Annotated in this window: 14 protein-coding genes and 1 tRNA gene; 7 read left to right on the forward strand and 8 right to left on the reverse strand. The window is 66.3% G+C overall.

All coding sequences use genetic code 11. From position 1 onward, the window contains the following. The first annotated feature begins 70 nt into the window (after nucleotides 1–70). Nucleotides 71–1,042: a S1C family serine protease gene (locus ACOEQ1_RS04145; RefSeq protein WP_419757956.1), complete on the forward strand. Its 972-nt coding sequence runs from the start codon at nucleotides 71–73 to the stop codon at nucleotides 1,040–1,042. A gap of 99 nt (nucleotides 1,043–1,141) precedes the next feature. Beyond that, entirely contained in the window at nucleotides 1,142–1,309 is a 168-nt protein-coding gene (locus tag ACOEQ1_RS04150; protein ID WP_419757957.1) for a hypothetical protein, read from the forward strand. 61 nt (nucleotides 1,310–1,370) lie between these two features. On the opposite strand, the gene glnA is transcribed toward ACOEQ1_RS04150, so the two are convergent. Beyond that, nucleotides 1,371–2,795 (reverse strand): type I glutamate--ammonia ligase, encoded by a 1,425-nt coding sequence (glnA, locus tag ACOEQ1_RS04155; RefSeq protein WP_419757958.1) that lies wholly within the window; start codon nucleotides 2,793–2,795, stop codon nucleotides 1,371–1,373. 143 nt (nucleotides 2,796–2,938) lie between these two features. Further along, complete coding sequence (locus tag ACOEQ1_RS04160) at nucleotides 2,939–3,277, reverse strand: P-II family nitrogen regulator (protein ID WP_227306787.1); 339 nt, start codon at nucleotides 3,275–3,277, stop codon at nucleotides 2,939–2,941. A 321-nt stretch (nucleotides 3,278–3,598) separates the two neighbouring features. On the opposite strand from ACOEQ1_RS04160, the gene ACOEQ1_RS04165 reads away from it, so the two are divergent. Both ACOEQ1_RS04165 and ACOEQ1_RS04170 read left to right on the forward strand, forming a co-directional pair. After that, entirely contained in the window at nucleotides 3,599–4,798 is a 1,200-nt protein-coding gene (locus tag ACOEQ1_RS04165; RefSeq protein ID WP_419757959.1) for an aminotransferase, read from the forward strand. A gap of 40 nt (nucleotides 4,799–4,838) precedes the next feature. Continuing rightward, nucleotides 4,839–4,914, forward strand: a tRNA-His gene (locus ACOEQ1_RS04170). A gap of 60 nt (nucleotides 4,915–4,974) precedes the next feature. Here the strand turns inward: ACOEQ1_RS04170 and ACOEQ1_RS04175 are convergent. Beyond that, nucleotides 4,975–5,541, reverse strand: coding sequence for a biotin transporter BioY (locus ACOEQ1_RS04175; protein ID WP_419757960.1), 567 nt, complete (start codon nucleotides 5,539–5,541; stop codon nucleotides 4,975–4,977). A gap of 248 nt (nucleotides 5,542–5,789) precedes the next feature. Here ACOEQ1_RS04175 and hemA point away from each other — a divergent pair, with 248 nt between their 5' ends. The 3 genes from hemA to ACOEQ1_RS04190 all read left to right on the forward strand — a co-directional run bounded on the left by hemA (nucleotide 5,790) and on the right by ACOEQ1_RS04190 (nucleotide 10,711). Continuing rightward, on the forward strand, nucleotides 5,790–7,001 hold the full coding sequence (hemA, locus tag ACOEQ1_RS04180) for a 5-aminolevulinate synthase (protein WP_419757961.1): 1,212 nt from the start codon (nucleotides 5,790–5,792) through the stop codon (nucleotides 6,999–7,001). An 85-nt stretch (nucleotides 7,002–7,086) separates the two neighbouring features. After that, nucleotides 7,087–7,551 carry a CHRD domain-containing protein gene (locus ACOEQ1_RS04185; RefSeq protein WP_419757962.1) on the forward strand — a complete coding sequence of 155 codons (465 nt, stop codon included), beginning with the start codon at nucleotides 7,087–7,089 and terminating at the stop codon, nucleotides 7,549–7,551. Between the two features lie 226 nt (nucleotides 7,552–7,777). Beyond that, entirely contained in the window at nucleotides 7,778–10,711 is a 2,934-nt protein-coding gene (locus ACOEQ1_RS04190; protein WP_419757963.1) for a Hint domain-containing protein, read from the forward strand. 47 nt (nucleotides 10,712–10,758) lie between these two features. On the opposite strand, the gene ACOEQ1_RS04195 is transcribed toward ACOEQ1_RS04190, so the two are convergent. The 5 genes from ACOEQ1_RS04195 to ACOEQ1_RS04215 form a co-directional block, all read right to left on the reverse strand. Then, nucleotides 10,759–11,718, reverse strand: coding sequence for an ABC transporter permease (locus tag ACOEQ1_RS04195; protein ID WP_419757964.1), 960 nt, complete (start codon nucleotides 11,716–11,718; stop codon nucleotides 10,759–10,761). Continuing rightward, nucleotides 11,715–12,719, reverse strand: a complete 1,005-nt coding sequence (locus ACOEQ1_RS04200) for an ABC transporter permease (RefSeq protein WP_419757965.1) — start codon at nucleotides 12,717–12,719, stop codon at nucleotides 11,715–11,717. Before ACOEQ1_RS04200 ends, ACOEQ1_RS04195 begins: the two co-directional genes overlap by 4 nt. 9 nt (nucleotides 12,720–12,728) lie before the next feature. Continuing rightward, on the reverse strand, nucleotides 12,729–14,228 hold the full coding sequence (locus ACOEQ1_RS04205) for a sugar ABC transporter ATP-binding protein (protein WP_419757966.1): 1,500 nt from the start codon (nucleotides 14,226–14,228) through the stop codon (nucleotides 12,729–12,731). Between the two features lie 8 nt (nucleotides 14,229–14,236). Beyond that, nucleotides 14,237–15,331 carry a sugar ABC transporter substrate-binding protein gene (locus ACOEQ1_RS04210; RefSeq protein ID WP_419757967.1) on the reverse strand — a complete coding sequence of 365 codons (1,095 nt, stop codon included), beginning with the start codon at nucleotides 15,329–15,331 and terminating at the stop codon, nucleotides 14,237–14,239. A 146-nt stretch (nucleotides 15,332–15,477) separates the two neighbouring features. Then, a complete protein-coding gene (locus tag ACOEQ1_RS04215) occupies nucleotides 15,478–19,137 on the reverse strand; it encodes a glycoside hydrolase family 99-like domain-containing protein (RefSeq protein ID WP_419757968.1) in 3,660 nt (1,219 codons plus the stop codon). Nucleotides 19,138–19,378 lie beyond the last annotated feature (241 nt).

Below are 19,378 nucleotides of genomic sequence, written 5' to 3' on the forward strand. Positions count from 1 at the left end.
CCGTCGACCGCCGGCCAGCATGAACCAAACCGAAACGCGACCGGCGTCGCGCCCAGGCGGAGGACCGACTATGCCAAAGGACTGGAACATCCCGGCCGAACTTCAGCCGGACCCTGCGAATTACGTCTTCAACCTCGATGCCGTCCTCGGGGCGGTGGTGGCCCTGCGTGCGACCGCGCCTGCGGATGCCTTCACTGCTTCCGCTCTTGGCACTGAACGCGAGGGGTCCGGGGTCGTCATTGGCGATGACGGCCTCATCCTCACCATCGGCTATCTCATCACCGAAGCCGAGGAGGTCTGGATCACGACCGTCGACGGCCGCTCCGTGCCCGGCCACGCCCTTGCTTTCGATGCCGAAAGCGGCTTCGGCCTCGTCCAGCCGCTCGGCAAGCTCGCCGCCGCCAAACTCGAACTCGGCGATAGCGAGGGCGCGGCCCTGGGCGAGCCGGTCCTCTTCGCCTCCGCAGGCGGCCGCCGCCGAGCGATTGAAAGCCGCGTCGTCGGGCGGCAGGAGTTCGCGGGATACTGGGAGTATCTGCTCGAAGACGCGATCTTCATCGCCCCCGCGCATCCGTTCTGGGGCGGCGGCGCGCTCATCGACAAACGTGGCAAGCTCGTCGGCATTGGGTCCCTGAGCCTTCAGCAGGGCGATGCCCGCGGCAACCGCCTCGACATGAACATGGTGGTGCCGATCGACCTGCTGCGGCCCATCCTCGGTGACCTGCGCCTCTATGGTCAGGTCAACCGGCCGCCGCAGCCCTGGCTTGGGGTTTATGCGATGGAGGATGACGAGCGGGTGGTCATCGGCGGCGTCGCCGAGGGCGGCCCGGCCGACCACGCAGGGCTCCGGCAGGGCGATCAGGTGCTCGCGATCGACGACGACGACGTGACCGATCTTGCCGGCTTCTGGCGCTCGGTGCGGGAGCGCGGTCCTGCGGGCGCGCGGGTGACGCTGTCAGTCCAGAGAGACCACCGCCGTATCCGCGTGCCCATCGCGACTGTGGATCGTCGCCGGCTGCTCAAGGGCCCGCGCATGCACTGAGGCTCGCTCTCGACCTCGGGCAGATGGTGTCTTCAAGCGCGTTGTGACAAGCTGTTTCGCAGGCGTGTCGGGCACCATACGCTGGACGCGATTCGCCGCGTGTTCGACAACAAACGAGCGATGGAGGCGGAATTGGCAAAAGGTCGGGACAAGGGTGGCCGAGAGGCAAAGAAGCCGAAGGCCAACAAGAAGGCGGCGCCTGCGGAGTCATCTCCGTTCAAGCAACCGCCCGCACCGCCAGTAAAAGGGGCGGGCAAGAAGGCCTGAAATCGAACGGGGAGCCGCAAGGCTCCCCGTTTTACGTGTACGGCCGGAAGGTTCCGGACTGTCAGGCCGAGTAATACATGTCGAACTCGACCGGGTGCGGCGTGTGCTCGAAGCGGTACACGTCCTTCCACTTCAGCTCGATGTAGGCCTCGATCATATCCTTCGAGAACACATCGCCCTGCAGCAGGAACTCGTGGTCGGCGGTGAGGGAGGTCAGCGCTTCGCGGAGGCTGCCGCAGACCGTCGGGATTTCCTTGAGCTCCTCCGGCGGCAGATCGTAGAGATCCTTGTCCATGGCGTCGCCGGGATGGATCTTGTTCTTGATGCCGTCGAGCCCGGCCATGGCGAGCGCCGAGTAGGCGAGGTAGGGGTTCGCCGTCGGGTCGGGGAAGCGGACTTCGACGCGCTTCGCCTTCGGGTTGGTGGTGTAGGGGATGCGGCAGGACGCCGAGCGGTTGCGCGCCGAGTAGGCCAGCAGCACCGGCGCCTCGAAGCCCGGGATCAGGCGCTTGTAGCTGTTGGTCGACGGGTTGGTGAAGGCGTTGCAGGCCTTGGCGTGCTTGATGATGCCGCCGATGAAATACAGACAGAGCTCGGAGAGGTCGGCGTAGCCGTTGCCGGCGAAGAGCGGCTTGCCCTCTTTCCAGATGGACAGATGCGTGTGCATGCCCGAGCCGTTGTCGCCATAGACCGGCTTCGGCATGAACGTCGCCGTCTTGCCGTAGCTGTGGGCGACGTTGTGGACGCAGTATTTGTAGATCTGCATCTCGTCGGCCATCTTGGTGAGCGTCGTGAAGCGCGTGCCGAGTTCGTGCTGGCTCTGCGCCACCTCGTGATGGTGCTTCTCGATGACGAGGCCCATCTCGCCCATCGTCGAGAGCATTTCGGCGCGGAGATCGACATCGCCGTCGACGGGCGCCACCGGAAAGTAGCCGCCCTTGACGGAGGGGCGATGCCCCATGTTGCCCTCGGGAAATTCCTTCATCGACGAGCCGGGCCCCTCGATGCTGTCGACCTGATACATGGCGTAGTTGCCGCCGAGGCCCCAGCGCACGCTGTCGAAGATGAAGAACTCAGCCTCGGCGCCGCAGACGATGCTGTCGCCGACGCCGGACGCCTTCACGTAGTCTTCCAGGCGCTTGGCGGTGCTGCGCGGGTCGCGGCTATAGCCCTGACCGGTCGACGGCTCGACGATGTCGCAGAACAGGATCAGCTGCGGCTTGGCGGTGAACGGGTCCATGACCGCGGTATCGGCGTCCGGCATCAGGATCATGTCGCTCTCGTTGATCGCCTTCCAGCCGGCAATCGAGGAGCCGTCGAACATAATCCCATCGGCGAAGGAATCCTCGCCGATCGTGGAGACGTGCTGGGCGGTATGCTGCCACTTGCCACGCATGTCGGTGAAACGCAGATCCACATATTCGACGGAGTGCTCCTTGATCATTTCCATGACCTTCTGCACGCCCGTCAGGGATTCGCTCGCCATCCTGAAATCCTCGTTCCTGTTGAAGCTAGCTTGACTTTAACGTGGGGCTCGCGAGATCGCGGGCCGGTTCGGCCACGGCCGCGTGTCGCCGCCGGGTAGGCACGTTGTCCCATGATCAGGGGGCCATGATCATGGGGCCGCGATCAGACGGCGTCCGCGCCGCGCTCCCCCGTCCTGATCCGGATCACCTCTTCGACCGTGCTGATGAAGATTTTTCCGTCGCCGATGCGGCCCGTGCGGGCGGCGTTCATGATCGCCTCCACGGCGCGCTCGGCGACGCTATCTTCGCAGACCAGCTCGATCTTCACCTTGGGCAGGAAATCGACCACGTATTCGGCGCCGCGATAGAGCTCGGTATGGCCCTTCTGCCGGCCGAAACCCTTGGCCTCGACCACGGTGATCCCTTGCAGGCCAACCTCGTGCAGCGCCTCTTTCACCTCGTCCAGCTTGAACGGTTTGATCACGGCCTCGATTTTCTTCATCGCATCCTCGTCGCGGGTCCGGTGGGCCCCGACCCCTTCCCATGCAAGCGGGCGGCCAGTGCAGCCGCCGGCACCTTCATGCGGTGGCAACCTCGCACGCCCGCTAACGCCCTGCAATCCGTGGGTTTCGGCCTCAGGCCAGATTTCAGGCCAGGCAGATCGGAACGCTTCCGCTTTGAGCGGCGCGGCGCTTCGGCTGCCTGCTTTGCGGGCAGAGCGTGTGCCCGGCCTTCCGCCTGAAGCCATTGTTCCCGGCGGAGGCCATTGTTCCCGGTGATGGTTACCGCCAAATTGAGGGTGTTCTGAGGAGTTACACGAACCGTGAAAGCCGCCAACACGCTGCTTGCCAACACCGGAACCACCATCTTCACGGTGATGTCGGCGCTTGCCACCCATCATCAGGCCATCAACCTCGGCCAGGGCTTCCCGGACACCGACGGGCCTGCGGACGTGGTCGCCGCCGCCGCCGCCGCGTTGCAGGACGGGCGCAACCAGTACCCGCCGCTCACCGGCGTGCCCGAACTGCGTGCGGCCGTGGCCGCCGCCAACAGCCGCTTCTACGGCCTCGCCATCGATCCGAACACGGAGGTGGTGGTGACCTCCGGCGCCACCGAGGCGATCACGGCGAGCCTGATGGCGCTCATCGATCCGGGCGACGAGGTCGTGCTCATCGAGCCGCTTTACGACACCTACCTGCCGGTGGTGACGATGCTCGGCGGCGTCGGGAAGCTGGTGCGTCTGGAACCGCCGCACTGGACCCTGCCGCGTGCGGCGCTGGAGGCCGCGTTCGGGCCTCGCACGAAGGCCATCGTGCTCAACAGCCCGATGAACCCGATCGGCAAGGTGTTCACCCCGGAGGAGCTGGGCTTCATCGCGGGGCTCATGCAGAAGCACGACACGTATGCCGTCTGCGATGAGGTTTACGAGCATCTCGTTTTCGACGGCGTGAGGCACCGGCCGTTGATGACGCTGCCGGGCATGCGCGAGCGCACCCTGCGCATCGGCAGCGCCGGCAAGACGTTCAGCCTGACCGGCTGGAAGGTCGGCTACATCTCGGGCCCCGCGGCGCTGATGAGCGTGGTCGCGAAGGCGCATCAGAACCTGACCTTCACGACGGCCCCGAACCTGCAGCGCGCGGTCGCCTTGGGTCTGGCGAAAGACGACGCCTACTTCGCGGGCCTCGCCGACGATCTGCAGGCGAAACGGGACCATCTGGTCGCCGGGCTGCAGGGCGCCGGCTTCCGGACCCTGCCCAGCGGCGGCAGCTATTTCGTTCTCGCGGACTACTCGGCGCTGGACCCTGACGGCGATGACGCCAGCTTCTGCATACGCTTGGCGGAGGCGGCAGGCGTGGCCGCCATTCCGCTGTCGGCCTTCTATGTCGCGGAGAAGCCTCGCCACCATGTCCGCTTCGCCTTCTGCAAGCGGATCAGCGTGCTGGATGAGGCCATCGGCCGCCTGACCCGCTATTTCGCCGCGCATCAGGCGTCTGACAGGGCGGCGTTGACTGCGGCGGAGTGATCGTTCTAAACGGCGCGTCTCGGCACGGAAGTGCTCGGTGGCGGACGTAGCTCAGTTGGTAGAGCGCCAGGTTGTGGTCTTGGATGTCGTGGGTTCGAGCCCCATCGTTCGCCCCAAACCCATCAGCAGGACAGCGGTTCCTTTCCGAGGAAAAGAACCGGGTAGCTTTCGGACTGCTAGCGGCTGCGGATCATGTGGCCGGCGCGGAACAGCAGAATGGCCATCGCGATCTTCGTGGCCTCGGCGGGCAGGAACGGCACCAGACCGAGCGCAACCGCCTTGTGGGTGCCGAGAAGCACGCTCAGCCAGGCGAGACCCAGCGCATAGAGGATCACGGTCCCGCCGAAGAAGGCAGCGATCGTGCCGGCTACGCTGCGCATCCAGCCACGCGATGCGCAGAAGCCCATGAACGAGGCGGCAAGCAGGTAGCCGAGCAGGTATCCGCCCGTCGGACCGGCAACATAGGCGAGGCCGGCGCCTGTCGCGAAGACCGGCAGGCCCAGCGCACCCGCGGCGAGATAGGCGAGCAACGTGGCTTCAGCCAAACCGCTGCCATAGGCGGCGCCGATCAGAAGCACCGTGCCGCTCTGCATGGTCATCGGCACTGGCCAGAAGGGAATGGCGACATGCGCGGAAGCCGCAAGCACGCCGACGCCTGCAAGCACCAGCAAAGCCTGGACCGGACGTGAAAGCGCGTTACTGCGGGCGCGGGCCGCCAGGATCGTTTTCCCGTGAACGGGCATGATAAAGTCTCCGAGAAGAAGCGACGGTGCCGCGCGACGTTTTCGCCCGCAGCCCTTAATCAAAGCCACATGCTGCCCGTCATCACCGGGGCGTGCAAGCGAACTTTCTTGCAAATCCAAGGCGGACCGCTGCCCCGACGCGTGAAAGGCGAGACCGGATGCGGGGGCGGATGGGCGGCTGACATTCGCGATCCGGCGATGTCCGGGTAATGGAGTGAAGCGTATCTTCTCCCGCAGGAGAACTGGGAATGCATGCCTTCCTCGATCACTGCCGGTCGCAGCTTGCCGAAATTCGCCTTCAGGGGCGCTATCGCCACTTCACGCCGCTGCGCCGGGAGGCGACTCGTTTCCCAGTCTACACGATCCTTCGAAACGGCGAGCCGCGGGACATCACCGTCTGGTCCTCCAACGATTATCTGGCGATGGGCGTTGATCCGGTGACGATCGGCGGCGCCCGGGATGCCCTGGAGAACCTTGGCGCCGGCGCCGGCGGCACGCGCAATATCGGCGGCACTTCGCCTCTCCATGACGCTCTCGAGGCGGAACTCGCTGGGCTGCATGGCAAGGACGCGGCGCTGCTGTTCAGCTCCGGCTTCGTCTCAAATCAGGCGAGCCTCACCGCCATCCTTCGCAGCCTGCCCGACTGGCATGTCTTCTCGGATGCAAAAAACCATGCCTCCATGATCGCCGGCATCAAGGGCAGTCCGGCGACCGTCCATATCTTCCGCCACAACGATCTGGCGCATCTGGCCGCGTTGCTGGCGGCAGCCCCTGGCGATGCGCCGAAGCTCATCGCGTTCGAGTCGGTGTATTCGATGGATGCGGACATCGCCCCGATCGGCGCAATCTGCGACCTCGCCGATCGCCATGGCGCGCTCACCTATCTCGACGAGGTCCACGCGGTCGGCATGTACGGCGCCCATGGCGGCGGCGTCTCGGAGCGCGATGGCGTGGCACACCGGCTGACCGTGATCGAGGGGACGCTCGCCAAGGCCTTCGGCTGCCATGGCGGCTACATCGCCGCCGAGGCAACCATCATCGATTACATCCGCTCGACCGCTCCCGGCTTCATCTTTACCACCGCGCTGCCGCCGGCCGTTGTGGGCGGCGCGCTGGCGAGTGTCCGCCATCTGACGCGGGACACCGGGCGGCGCGAAGCGCTGTTCCGCCAGGTGGGACTGCTTAAGCGCAAGCTGGACGCCGCCGGACTGCCGCGCCTGCCGTCCGAGAGCCACATCGTGCCGGTGATGATCCGCGACGCCGACCTCTGCCGGGAGGTGAGCCGCCTGCTGCTTGAGCGCCACGGGCATTACGCGACGCCGATCAACTATCCGACCGTGCCGCGTGGCACGGAGCGCCTGCGGCTGACCCCGACGCCCCTTCATACAGAGGCGATGATGGACGATCTCGTGGCGGCGCTCGTCGATATCTTTGCCTCCATGGAGGAGCGCGCGGCGTAACCGGGATGTCACGCTGCGGCCTCGGAGGTTAAAGAATACTACCTTGCCGGCGAGGTGCGTCCGGCCGCCAATAAAGGAAGCTTTCATGATGCAGTCGATCGTATCGCCGGGCCGCCGCGGCCTGGTATCTCTGGTGGCCGCTGCCGCATTCGCGGTTGCGGGCTTTACCGGCATCGCAGTCGCCCATGCCGATCCTGTCACGCTGACGGCCAAGCTGGTGCCCGTGCCCGGTGCGCCGCCGACGGGCCTCGGCCACGTGGTGGCGACCTATGATCCGTCGACGCTGATGCTGTCTTGGCACGTGACATACGCTGGGCTCTCGGGTCCGGTTGTGGCCGGTCACTTTCACGGTCCGGCGACGCCCGGCAGGGATGCCCCGCCAATCATCTTCTTCCAGCCGCCGCTGACGAGCCCGATCGACGGATCTCAGAAGTTGACGCTGGATCAGGTGTCGCAACTACTCGGCGGCCTCTACTACGTGAACCTGCACACCAAGGCCTTCCCGATGGGCGAGATCCGCGGGCAGGTGAACGTCCAGCCGACCAACTGAGATCCGGCCGGGCTGTCCAGCTACCCTTGCCTGTCGAGCGGGCGGTTCCTGGATCGGATCAGGGACCGCCCGTTGTCGTTTCAAGGGCGAAATCTCCAGTTTTGTCTCCGGTTCTTATCGACTGGTTAAAAACGCGCGGTAGTGGCGGCGGCCAATTCATTTATTAAACAGAACGAAACCTGTTTTGGTGCCATACTTAATCCTCGGCTGCTGATGAGGGTTCTTCATGTCCGGCACACCTGTTTCGTCCGGCGTCACGAGCCATGGGCTCGTTCTTGGCAACGGCGGCGTGCTCGACATTCTGTCGGGCGGGACGGCGGTTTCGACCACGGTAAGCGCCGGCGGCCTCGCCGAAATATCGCGCGGCGGCTCAGCCCTCGGCACGGTCGTCACCTCTCGCGGCTTGGTCGAAATCCTGAGCGGCGGCGTCGCCAGCGCAACGGTCCTGAGCGGCTATGGCAGCGAGGAGATTTACGGCGCCTCCGTCAGTGCCACCGTGGGCTACGCCGCGTCGCAGTCCGTGTTCGCAGGCGGCACGGCGCTCGGGAGCGTTGTTGCGGGCGCCGAGGTTGTCGCCTCGGGTGGGATTACCATCGGCGTTCAGTTGATCGACGGCTATGAGACGGTCTCCTCGGGGGGGCTGGCGAGCGGCACCGTCGTGGCCGCTTTCAGCGGCGCCTTCCCGGGCAACGGGCAAATCTACGTTTCCTCCGGCGGAACGATGCTGGGCGGCGTTGTCAACCACAATGGCTATGCCGGGCTCTCGGCGGGCGCGGTCGCCATCGGTACGACCCTGAGCGGCGGCGGCGAGGGGGTCGCGGGCGGTACGGCGATCGGCACCACCATCGGCGCAGGCGGCATCGAGACGGTCTCCGTCGTCTATATCTTCTCGACCGGCGACTACCTCTCGGGTGTCGTCAGCGCGACCACGATCGCGGGCGGCACGCTCGACCTCGCGGGCGGCTCTGCCACCGGCGGCATCCTGTTCGCCGGCAGCGGCCCGGGCTTGCTGGAGATCAGCGGCACGGTGATGCCGGCCACGCCCATCGGCGGCTTCGCATCGACCGACGCGATAGATCTGCAAAGCATCGCCGATACGGGCTCTGGCACGGTCTCGCTCAACCCGGCGACCGACGTGCTGACGGTCACGGAGGGCGGGTCGAGCGTTGCCCTGCAACTCGCGGGATCGTACGTCGGCACCACCTTCAGCCTTGGCCCCGATAGCGGTTCGGGGACGATCGTCGCCATCGACCACGGCAGCGCGATAGCTGTGCCGTCCGGGGTCACGAGCCACGGGCTCACCCTCAGCAACGGCGACGTGCTGGACGTTCTGCCGGGTGGGACTGCGGTTTCCACCCTGGTCAGCGCCGGCGGCGTTGTCGAGGTATCGCGCGGCGGCTCAGCCCTCGGCACGGTCGTCACCTCTCGCGGCCTGGTCGAGGTTCTGAGCGGCGGCGAGGTCGTTGCCTCGGGTGGTGTCGCCAGCGGGAGCAACGGTCCTGAGCGGCTATGGCAGCGAGGAGGTCTACGGCGCCTCCGTCAGTGCCACCGTGGGTTACGCCGCATCGCAGTTCGTCTTCGCAGGCGGCACCGCGACCGGCAGCGTCGTCGCAACGGCTCCGAGGTCGTTGCCTCGGGTGGTGTCACCAACGGCGTCCAGTTGATCGACGGGAGCGAAACCGTCGCCTCGGGTTCGGGCACCATCGATCGCGGGCGGAACGATGCAGGGCGCTGTCGTCGACCTGACGGCTTTGGCGGGCTCTCTGCCACCGGCGGCATCCTGTCGCCATCGGCACGCCCGCGGCGACATGGGCGTGGCGGTTTGGCGATCAGCGGCACGGCTGATCCGGCACGGCCACCGTGGGTTACGCCGCATCGCAGTTCGTCTTCGCAGGCGGCACCGCGACCGGCACGTCATCGGCGTCCAGTTGCACGGGGCGAAACCGTCGCGTCGACCGTCGCGGCTGCAGGCTCCGGACGGCCAAATCTACGTCACCTCGGGCGGAACGATGCAGGGCGCTGTCGTCGCTCTGCCGGGCTCTCGGCGGGCGCGGTCGCCATCGGCACGACCCTGAGCGGCGGCGACATGGGCGTCGCCGGCGGCACGGCGATCGGCACCATCATCGGCGCTGGCGGCGTCGAGACGGCCTCCGTCGTCTATGTCTTCTCGGTCAGCGCTTATGAAACGGGTGTCGCCAGCGCGACCACGATCGCGGGCGGCACGCTCGACCTCGCGGGCGGCTCTGCCACCGGCGGCATCCTGTTCGCCGGCAGCGGCCCGGGCTTGCTGGAGATCAGCGGCACGGTGATGCCGGCCACGCCCATCGGCGGCTTCGCATCGACCGACGCGATAGATCTGCAAGGCGTCGCCGATACGGGCTCTGGCACGGTCTCGCTCAACCCGGCGACCGACGTGCTGACGGTCACGGAGGGCGGGTCGAGCGTTGCCCTGCAACTCGCGGGATCGTACGTCGGCACTACCTTCAGCCTTGGCCCCGATAGCGGTCCGGGGACGCTGATAACCGCCTCCACTTCAGGGACCGTGGTCGGCACGTCCGGCGTGCCATGTTTCGCCGCCGGAACGCGCATCGCGGGGGAGCGGGGTTTGACCGAGGTCGAGCATCTCGCGATCGGCGACCGCCTCATGACGGTGGAGGGGGAGTTGAAGGCGATCACCTGGATCGGGTCTCGGCGTGTCGATTGCCGTCGTCATCCCGAACCGATGAAGGTTTGGCCGGTCCACGTTGCGGTAAATGCCTTCGGTCCTGGAGCGCCCCGTCGCGAGCTGCTGCTATCTCCTGACCATGCGGTCTTCGCGGAAGGGGTGCTCATCCCTGTGAAGCACCTGATCAACGGCAGCACCGTGCGCCAGATCGCAACACTCGCGGTCACCTACTACCATGTTGAGCTCAGCCTGCATTCCGTCATCCTGGCGGAAGGACTGCCGGTCGAGAGCTATCTCGACAGCGGCGATCGCACATCGTTCGAAACGGCGGATGGCGTCATCACCTTGCATCCCGCCTTCGCGTCCGAACGCGCCGACATAGCGATCTTCATGGAGGCGCTGGGTTATGCACCGTTGCGCGTGACCGGACCGGAAGTGGCGGCGGTGCAGGCACGGCTTGCGGAACATGTGCCTCGCGGCTTCGGGCGGATCTAAAATGAAGGTTTTGCCTCTTTTTCCAGTGAGAAGCGCGTGCCCGCTCGCTAGAGACTGTCTTCCTCACGCCCGTAGAGCAACAGCAGCGCCAGGATGACCACGCCGTAGATGATGCTGCGGCCGTAATCCGGCATGTTGAAGGCCAGCAGCACGCTCACCAGCACCGTGAGGCTGATGGCGCCCGCGACCGAACCGAGGTAGTGGCCGCGACCGCCGAGGATATAGACGCCGCCGATGACGACGGCGGCGATCGACTGGAACAGGTACGGATCGCCCATGCTGAGCGCCGCCTGTCCGCCGAAGCCCACCAGCATGATCCCGGCCATGGACGCGAAGAACCCGCTCAGCGCGTAGAGCACGATGGTGACCGCGGAGACGTTCACCCCCGCGAGGTGGCTTGCCCGCGCGTTATTGCCGACCGTGTAGGTCGCCCGCCCGAAGCGCGTCATCCCCAGCACGAAGGAGACCGCGATGATGATGACAAGCCAGATCCACAGCACGATCGGCACCCCGAGCATGCGCAGATGCACCGCCGCCTGCACCACGGGGGGCGCATAGGCGCCGCAGTTGGTGCAGGTCATGCCGCCGCTCAGGCCGAGCGTCAGCCCTTGCATGATGCCGTTCATGGCGAGCGTCATCACCACCGCCGGAATGCCGAGCAGCGCAATGCCCGCGCCGTTGCAGGCGCCGACCAGCGCGCCCATCCCGAGCGTCAGCGCGAGCGCCGGGATCGCCCGCGCGTCGCTGCCGAGCGAACTCGTGACCATGAGGATCGCGCCCGCGTTGAGCACCCAGGGCACCGAGAGATCGATGCCGCCGATGAGGATGACGAAGGTCTGGCCCGCCGCCACGAGCCCCACGAAGGAGGCGACGATGAGGATGGAGCGGATGCCGTCGAGGCTCGCAAAGCCCGGCCGCACCGCCTGACCGATCGCGAACAGGATGATGCCGGCGACGAAGGCGTAGAGGATGCGGCGTCGTTCCTGGGTGAAGAGGGATCGCATCATCGCCGGCGCCTCACGGCTCGCCCGATCATGTTGGCTGAGATGACCGCCGCGAGCAGGAACACGCCCTCGTAGAAGGTTTGATAGAGCGGATCGATGTGGGCGAAGAACAGGATGTTCACGACCATTACGGTGACGAAAGCGCCGAACAGCGCCCCCAGCCCGCTGCCGCGTCCGCCGAACAGGCTGACGCCGCCCAGCACCGCCGCCACGATCGAGGTCAACGTATAGGTGTCGCCAGTGGTCGCGTCGCCCGCCGTGGCATTGGCGGCGAGGAACAGCCCGCCGCAGGCCGAGGCCACGCCGCCCAGCATGTAGGCGAGGATCACCGTGCGCTTGACCGAGATGCCGTGGCTGCTCGCCGCCGTCGCGTCGTTGCCGACGGCGTAGACCGCGACACCGAGCCGGGTGCGGCGGAAGATGGCCCACAGCCCGCCGATAATCGGGATGTAGAGCAGCGAGATCGGGTAGTTCGGGTTGGCGAGCACGTTGGTGAAGCCTGGCGGTATGGCGCCCCCCGGTTGCGGGAGGATGCGGATCGCCAGCCCCTGGAAGATCGAGAGCGTCGCCAGCGTCACCAGGATGGGCTGCAACCGTCCGACCGCCACCAGCACGCCGTTGAGCAGCCCGCAGGCCGCCCCGATGAGCAGGATCGCGACCGTCCAGAGCGTGGTCGATACCGGCCCGCCCATGAGCGTCTGCGCGGCGACGGCGTTGGTGAGGTCGATGACGCCGCCAACAGAGAGATCGATGCCTCTGGTCAGCACCACGAGCGTTTGGGCAAGAGCGGCGAAGGCAAGCGGCATCGTGTTGTCGAGCGTCGACGTGAGCTCGAACCCGCCGGGGAAGCGGTGCTGGGCGATGACGAAGAGCGCGCAGTAGCCGATGACGCAGGCGGCGAGCAGGCCGATGACCAGCACCAGCCCGACATTCTGGACCAGTGCGTGGGACGCGCGGCCGCGGCGGGCGCCGCTCGCCATGAGAACAGTCTGGGGAAGAGACATGACTGGCGCTCAGGCGGCGAGATGATCGCGGACGGCGGCGGAGACGATGTCCTCCGCGGTGATGCCGGGCGCCTGCAGCTCGGCGGCCACGACGCCCTCGCGCATCACCAGCACCCGGTGGCAGAGATGCGCCAGTTCCTCCGCATCGCTGGAATAGAAAACGATGGCGTGTCCCTCCGTCGCGAGCTTGAGCACAAGCTCGTAGATTTCATGCTTGGTGGCAACGTCGACGCCGCGGGTCACGTCGTAGAGCAGCAGGATCTGGCACTCGGCAAGAAGCCAGCGCCCCAGCAGCACCTTCTGCTGGTTGCCGCCGGAGAGCGCGCCGACGGGCTGGTTGATGCCCGATGTGCGCACGCGCAGGCTGTCGACGACACTCTGCGCCGCTTGCCGCTCCTCGGCCGGTTTGAGCACGCCGAAGCGCGTCAGCCGCTTGAGGATGACGAGCGTCGCGTTGTCACGGATGCTCATCCGCAGCAGCAGGCCCTCGGTCTTGCGGTCCTCGGGCACGAGCGCCACCCCCGCGGCAATCGCGGCCCGCGGCGAACGGAACGTCCGCGGCTTGCCGTGAACGACCAACTGGCCGCTGCTCGCATGCGCGTCGCCGAACAACATGCGGAACAGCTCGCGATGGCCGTGGCCCGCGAGGCCGCCGACGCCGAGCACCTCGCCCGCGTGAAGGCTGAAGGAAACGCCGCGTACGTTCGGCCCGCCGAGCGCCTGGGCGTCGAGCGCCACCTTCGGCGCATTCGGGAGCGGGGGCAGCGGCGGATAAAGCGCCTCCACGCGCCGGCCGGTCATCAGCCGCACGGCTTCGTCCTCATCGATGTCGGTAAACGTGCCGACATCCTTGCCGCCGCGAAAGATCGTGATGCGGTCGGCAATGCTGCGGATCTCCGCCCAGCGGTGCGAGGTGAAGACGACGCAGGCGCCGCGTGCCCGCAAGGCGCGGATCTGGCCGAACAGCCACTCCACCTCCCGCTCGACCAGCGAAGAGGTGGGCTCGTCGAGAAACAGGATCTGCGGATCGTTGCTGATGGCGCGCACAATCTCGATTGTCTGGCGCTCGGCGAGCGAGATGTCCTCGACCAGTGCGCGCGGATCGATGTGCATCACGCCGAACTGCGCGAGCAACGCGTCCGCGTCACGGATTGTCGCCGAGCGGCTGATGAGGCCGGAGCCGCCCTTAGGCTCGCGCAGCAGCAGCAGGTTCTCGGCGACCGTCATCCACGGCAGGAGCGTGAGTTCCTGGAACACTGTCCAGGCGCCGAGGTCGTGCGCCGCCTGGGGACCCGACAGCGACACCTCCTGGCCGCGAATGCGTACCGTGCCGGTGTCCGGACGCACACGCCCGCCGAGGATTTTGATGAGCGTCGACTTCCCGGCTCCGTTCTCGCCGACGAGGGCATGCACCTCGCCGGCGGTGGCGGTGAAGGAGGCGGCCGTCAGGGCCGCCACACCGCCATAGGATTTCCCGACCTCGACCGCGTCGACCGCGGACGCCGCCATGCTCACACTCAGACCGGCGGCAGGTTGATGTACAGCTTGTCGGGGCATGCGCTGGCGCTGACTGCCGCGGCGGCGCAGATGTCGACGGGGGAGGTGGGTCCGCCGGCGGTGAAGTCGTCGAAGAAGCTGTCGGGCTGGTCGGTGAAGACGTTGACGCCGAGCTTGAGGTCCGCGTTGCTCAGGAAGACGTTCGGCACGTTGATGTCCCTCTTGGGATAGCTGCCCTCGAGGATGCGGCGCGCGAGTTCCAGGGCCATCAACGACAGATAGGGAGGGCTGCCGGAGGAGTAGCCGGTCACCTGATGGCCGCCGATACCGAGCATCATCTTGCGGAACCCATTCTCGCATTCGCCGGCGGTCGGCGGGAGCGGGCGATTGGCGGAAATGAACGCCTTGAGCGCGCCATCCGTGCCGCCCTGGCACCATATCGCGTCGATCTTGGGCAGCGAGGGAAGCACGGCCGCCGTGTTGCGCTCGGCGGTGGAGCTATCCCACATGCCGGTGAAGCGGTTGACGACCTTGATGCCGGGGTGCTGCGCCCAGACGCTGTCGGCGCCCTTGTTGCGGTCGAGGTCGACCTGGGTGCCGGCGACGCCCGTCACCATGATGACGTTGCCCTGGCCGTTGATCTGCTTGACGATCCACTCGGCCCAGCCTTTGCCGAGATCGAACTGGCTGATGTTGACCTTGATGGCGGAGGGGGCCGTCACGCCGCTGTCGAAGCAGATGACGAGGATGCCGCGCGACGTCGCCTGGTGGATGATGCCATTCAACGCGGTCGGCGAGGCGGCATCGATGCAGATGGCATCGACTTCCTCGGCGATGAGGTTGGAGAACTGCTGGGACTGCTTGCTCACGTCATTGCCGGAGTTGAACACCGAGCCCTGAACCTGGGATTTGAACGGTTCCATCAGCAGCGCGGCCTTGAAGACGTTCTCCATCTCCAGACGCCACTTGTTGCCGATGTAGGAGTTGGAGAGCGCGATCTTGTGGACCTTGCCGGAGGACTGAGCCCAGCTTGGTCGCGCTGCCAACAGTGGCAGCCCCGCCACCCCAAGGCCGGCCGTTCGTAGCAGAGCGCGTCGTGTGGCTTGGTACGTCATGGTGTTCCCCCAGAATCGAGCCGCGGTTGTCTTGCCGCCAGCGCTCTTATGTCGCTGGCGAACCAACCTAAATTGGTCGGGGGCACCATTAAGCGACCGTCGGGGTTTGTCCAGAGCATCCTGCGCGAAACAGCGATTTCCGGCGCTCACGCGGCGCCCAGATACCCTGTCACTTCAGCGATATACGCGGCCTGCCGGCGCCGCAGCTTCTGGTCCGCCTTGAGCAGGGTCGCGACCACCTTCTGCACGGAGGCGATCTCCTTCACATGGCGCTTGGCATCCAGCGCGTGCGTGAGGCTCTTGCCATGACGACGGTGGCGGTTGAGGGGCTCCGCCACGTAGCAGATGCGGGCGCCCGGCTGATTCAGGATATCGGTATAGAGAAGCCAGTCGCCGGCCATGCGGTATTCCGCGAGCGCGTTGCCGCAGCGGTCGAGCGCCGCGAGCAAAGCCTCCCGGCGCCACAGCACGCCGCTGACGTTGAGGATGATGTTCCGTTCCGCCATGCAGCGGGCGAGAAACTCCTGGCCGCCGAAAAGCCCGTCGGCGGCGAGCAGGCCCGGCGCCACGCGGTTGTAGTAGCTTTTGTAGCTGTCGCTGAGCACGGTGCCGCTCTCGTCGATTGCGGTGCTGTCGCAGAAGGCCATCACGGCATCCGGCTGCGCTTCCAGCGCTCCCAGCAGGCGCGTGAGGAACCGCGGATCGCTCTCGTCGTCGGCCTCGGCGATCCAGAGGAACTCACCCGTGGCGGCCTCGGCGGCCCGCCGCCACTGCCGGAAAACGGAGCCTGAGTTCTGCTCGTTCACCATGATGCGGAGGTCCCGCCCGGCCGCCTCCGCCGCTTTGCGGGCGACCGCGATGCTCTCATCCGTCGAGGCGTCGTCGAGCAGGATCACGTCGCGCAGTGGCATCCATTGCCGGAACACCGACTGCAGACGGCTCTCGAGGTGATGGGCGTAGTTGTAGTTCGGGATAACCGCCGAGACAGTGAGCAGGTTGCACTCGGTAAGGTCGGCGAGGTCCCGGGCATAGGTTGCGAAGTTGAAGTGCTCATGAGCGACTGCGGCAAGGCGGGCGCGGCGGGCATCGAGCGCCTCGGCGTCCAGGCTGCAGACGGCGCCTACGGCCTCTGCCATGGCAGCCACGTCGCCACGCCGCACCACCTGTCCGGCGTCGTGGTCGATGAGCATGTCGGGAATGCCGCCGGAACTCGCAAAGGCAATCGTCGGCAGGCCCGCGCTCATCGCTTCGAGGACGGAGGAGGGGAACGGGTCCTCCCGCGAGGTGAGGATGAAGGCATCGGCGGCCGAGAGCAGGGCATCCAGATCACGCCTGAAGCCGAGTAGATGGAAGGTGCCGCTTTCCTCGGCCGCCTGGATCTCGGGCGCCATGTAGCTCGTGATCTCCCGGTCCATGTTGCCGGCCCAGGCGAGATGCACTCCAGGCCCGCTGCTCTGCAACGCGCGCCAAAGCTGCAGGAAGAGATCGAAGCCTTTCCGCATATCGGCAAAACCGACGCCGATGATGAGCCGGTTCTGTGCGGACAGGCCAAGCTCGCGCCGCACGCGGGCCCGCTTCGAGTGATCGAACCGCATGGGCTGGTAGACGCCCTGCGGCAGGATATGTGCTTCGGCGCGGCCGTGCTCGCCCTCGCCGATCAGATCGAGAATGCCGTCCCGCACCGCCGCCGCCGGATATACCGTGCGGGCGGCGCCGGCGAGCCCGCGCCGCGTCGCCTGGGTAAGGCTTTTCTCGCGGATCAGGCTGGGCAGTTCGTGGACCAGCAGCGTCGTGGCGATCCCGGCCTGGGTCAGGACAGGGCACGCGCCGCCGGCCGCGACCGTGTTGACGATCGCGCAGCGGAAGCCACGCTCTGCAAGCTTCGCTGCCTGTGGCGGCAGATCCGAGATGCGCCCGGTGATCGTGACCGGGGCCGCCTCGGCGTAGTCCTGCACCATCGGGCCGCCTTCGAGCAGGAGGAACTCGACTGACAGCCCATGCGCCCGGCGGAGTTGCCGGCCAAGCGCGAGCAGCAGCGTCTGCGCCCCATGCCGGTGCGCGTCGTGCCCGACGAGCAGTATCTTGCCGCGATCGGCGGCCGTGGTATCGAGGCTGACGGCACGGGACAGCGCATTGAGATAGGCCGCGCCGTAGTAGATGTCGGGCTCCAGATAGGCGCCCTCCGCCCACTCGTTCCACGCATTGATGCAGACGATGGGCTGGCCGAAGACGGGTGCCGCCTGAGCCTGCTCGATCAACGCCGAAACCCAATGGCCGAAGGCCGCCGGCGTGCTGCCGTGCAGCACCAGGCCGCGGCCTTCGCGGCGCGCATCGTTGTCCCAGCTCGGCACCGCGGTCTTGATCAGCGGATAAGCAGGCCGCGGCTCGCTCAGCGAGACCTCCACTGTCTCCTGGTAGCTGATGACGTGGGTCTTCGCCTCCATGTCCAGCCATTCGAGACTGTCGTTGATCTTGGACAGGTTGGCGGTCAGCTTGTGGGGCGGGAACTCGATCGCGCCGTCGAGGCCGAACTCGCGCGGATCGGTGGCGTCGAAACCCTGGCCCATCATCATGATGGGGTTTTCGCCGCAGAGGGTACGGAACAGCCCGCGCCAGCGCTCGATGGTTTCGGGCGCGTTAGGGATCAGGCCCGGCCGGTAGATCATCAGCACCGGCCGACCTTCAAGCCGGATGTAGCGCGGATCGGCGAAGTGGCGGCCGAAGGTGAGGACAAGGTCTTCGTCCTCTGCCGGGCGGTAGTCCTGGCTGATCAGCACCTCGTCGTCGAAGCCGTCCCAGCGGCGGGTCCAGTTCTCGTTCGCCCACATCAGGCAGAAGGGCATGTCGAGCGTGGGGTCCGCGAGGAACCGGTCGAGCGGAGACTCCAGCAGGCGGTGGCCGTTGAACCAATAGAAATAGAAGACGAAGCCGTGCAGCCCTGAGGCTTTCGCCATCTTGATCTGCCGGCGCATGGTCTTCGGGTCATCGAGGCTGTAGTGCCCGAGGTCGCGCGGTGTGCGCGGCTGGTAATGCCCGACGAAGCGCGGCATGCCGCGGCCGAGGTTGGTCCACTCCGTAAAGCCACGACCCCACCAGGCATCGTTCTCCGGAATGCTGTGATACTGCGGCAGGTAGTAGGCCAGCACCCAGGCCTTCAGCCCGGCGGCGGCCGGCAGCGGCTCCCAAGCTTCGAACGCGCCGCCGGGCCGGGAAAAGCGCGCGATCTCGCCGTGGATCGTCGCTTCCTGGAGCGGGCGTTTGGCGTAGATGCCGACCTCGCCGCGCCGGCGCTGATAATCCAGCAACGGATTGGCTTCCGGCTGATGCCGCAAATAGCGCCGACGGTAGAAGGCGGTGTCGAAATCGGCCGAGGGGGAGCGATCCTCGCGGAACCCGCGCTCCATGAAATGGGCGAAGGCATCCATCCTGGCGGCGGCTACATCAGCGTAGGTCGTCAGGTAGAACCCCGTGTCGAAATCGGGGTTGGGGCTGAAGGCGCCGGTCAGCCGCTCGCGCAGGTAATGCGCCAGGCATACCTCGCTCTCCGGCAGGCCGTAGGTTTCCCGGTACCAGAGCGGATCGAAGAGCAGCGAGGGACGCCGACCCTCCTGTTCGCCGTGGAGGATGTAGTGGACAAGTGGATTGACCCCCTCGGACGCCACATCCCTGTAGTAGGTCAGATACCAGTTGGTGTCGAAGTAGAGGTTGGGCTGCTGGCCCTGTTTCCAGCCCTCGTTGCACCACTCGACGAGGGCGACGCCGGCATCGACGCCATACGCGCCGCAGAACCAGTCGAGGTCGAACAAACCGCTCCGGAGTATGAGTTCAGATGTTTCGGTTGTGACACTAGCAGTCTTCAAGTCGATCCTATCAATGTCGCCATCGTCCAAAAGGATCATCCGTTGGTAACCTGCACCCAAAAGAGGCAAAACTTCCTAACTAGCCACGTCGTATGGGCAGGGCTTGGCGCGCGTTGAACATGCCAAATACCTGGATCGTTACAAAAATTAAACCGGAATGAGTAGGAAGGGATGTTACCCGCACCTT

The sequence above is a fragment of the Acidisoma sp. genome (assembly GCF_965199065.1).
Taxonomy (GTDB): Bacteria; Pseudomonadota; Alphaproteobacteria; order Acetobacterales; family Acetobacteraceae; genus Acidisoma.

What these genes read in the sequence shown, in the direction of transcription:
- ACOEQ1_RS04145 (WP_419757956.1), top strand. Translation starts at nt 71, where the DNA reads ATGCCAAAGGACTGGAACATCCCGGCCGAACTTCAGCCGGACCCTGCG.
- glnA (WP_419757958.1), bottom strand. Translation starts at nt 2,795, where the DNA reads ATGGCGAGCGAATCCCTGACGGGCGTGCAGAAGGTCATGGAAATGATC.
- ACOEQ1_RS04160 (WP_227306787.1), bottom strand. Translation starts at nt 3,277, where the DNA reads ATGAAGAAAATCGAGGCCGTGATCAAACCGTTCAAGCTGGACGAGGTG.
- ACOEQ1_RS04175 (WP_419757960.1), bottom strand. Translation starts at nt 5,541, where the DNA reads ATGCCCGTTCACGGGAAAACGATCCTGGCGGCCCGCGCCCGCAGTAAC.
- hemA (WP_419757961.1), top strand. Translation starts at nt 5,790, where the DNA reads ATGCATGCCTTCCTCGATCACTGCCGGTCGCAGCTTGCCGAAATTCGC.
- ACOEQ1_RS04185 (WP_419757962.1), top strand. Translation starts at nt 7,087, where the DNA reads ATGATGCAGTCGATCGTATCGCCGGGCCGCCGCGGCCTGGTATCTCTG.
- ACOEQ1_RS04190 (WP_419757963.1), top strand. Translation starts at nt 7,778, where the DNA reads ATGTCCGGCACACCTGTTTCGTCCGGCGTCACGAGCCATGGGCTCGTT.
- ACOEQ1_RS04195 (WP_419757964.1), bottom strand. Translation starts at nt 11,718, where the DNA reads ATGATGCGATCCCTCTTCACCCAGGAACGACGCCGCATCCTCTACGCC.
- ACOEQ1_RS04200 (WP_419757965.1), bottom strand. Translation starts at nt 12,719, where the DNA reads ATGTCTCTTCCCCAGACTGTTCTCATGGCGAGCGGCGCCCGCCGCGGC.
- ACOEQ1_RS04205 (WP_419757966.1), bottom strand. Translation starts at nt 14,228, where the DNA reads ATGGCGGCGTCCGCGGTCGACGCGGTCGAGGTCGGGAAATCCTATGGC.
- ACOEQ1_RS04210 (WP_419757967.1), bottom strand. Translation starts at nt 15,331, where the DNA reads ATGACGTACCAAGCCACACGACGCGCTCTGCTACGAACGGCCGGCCTT.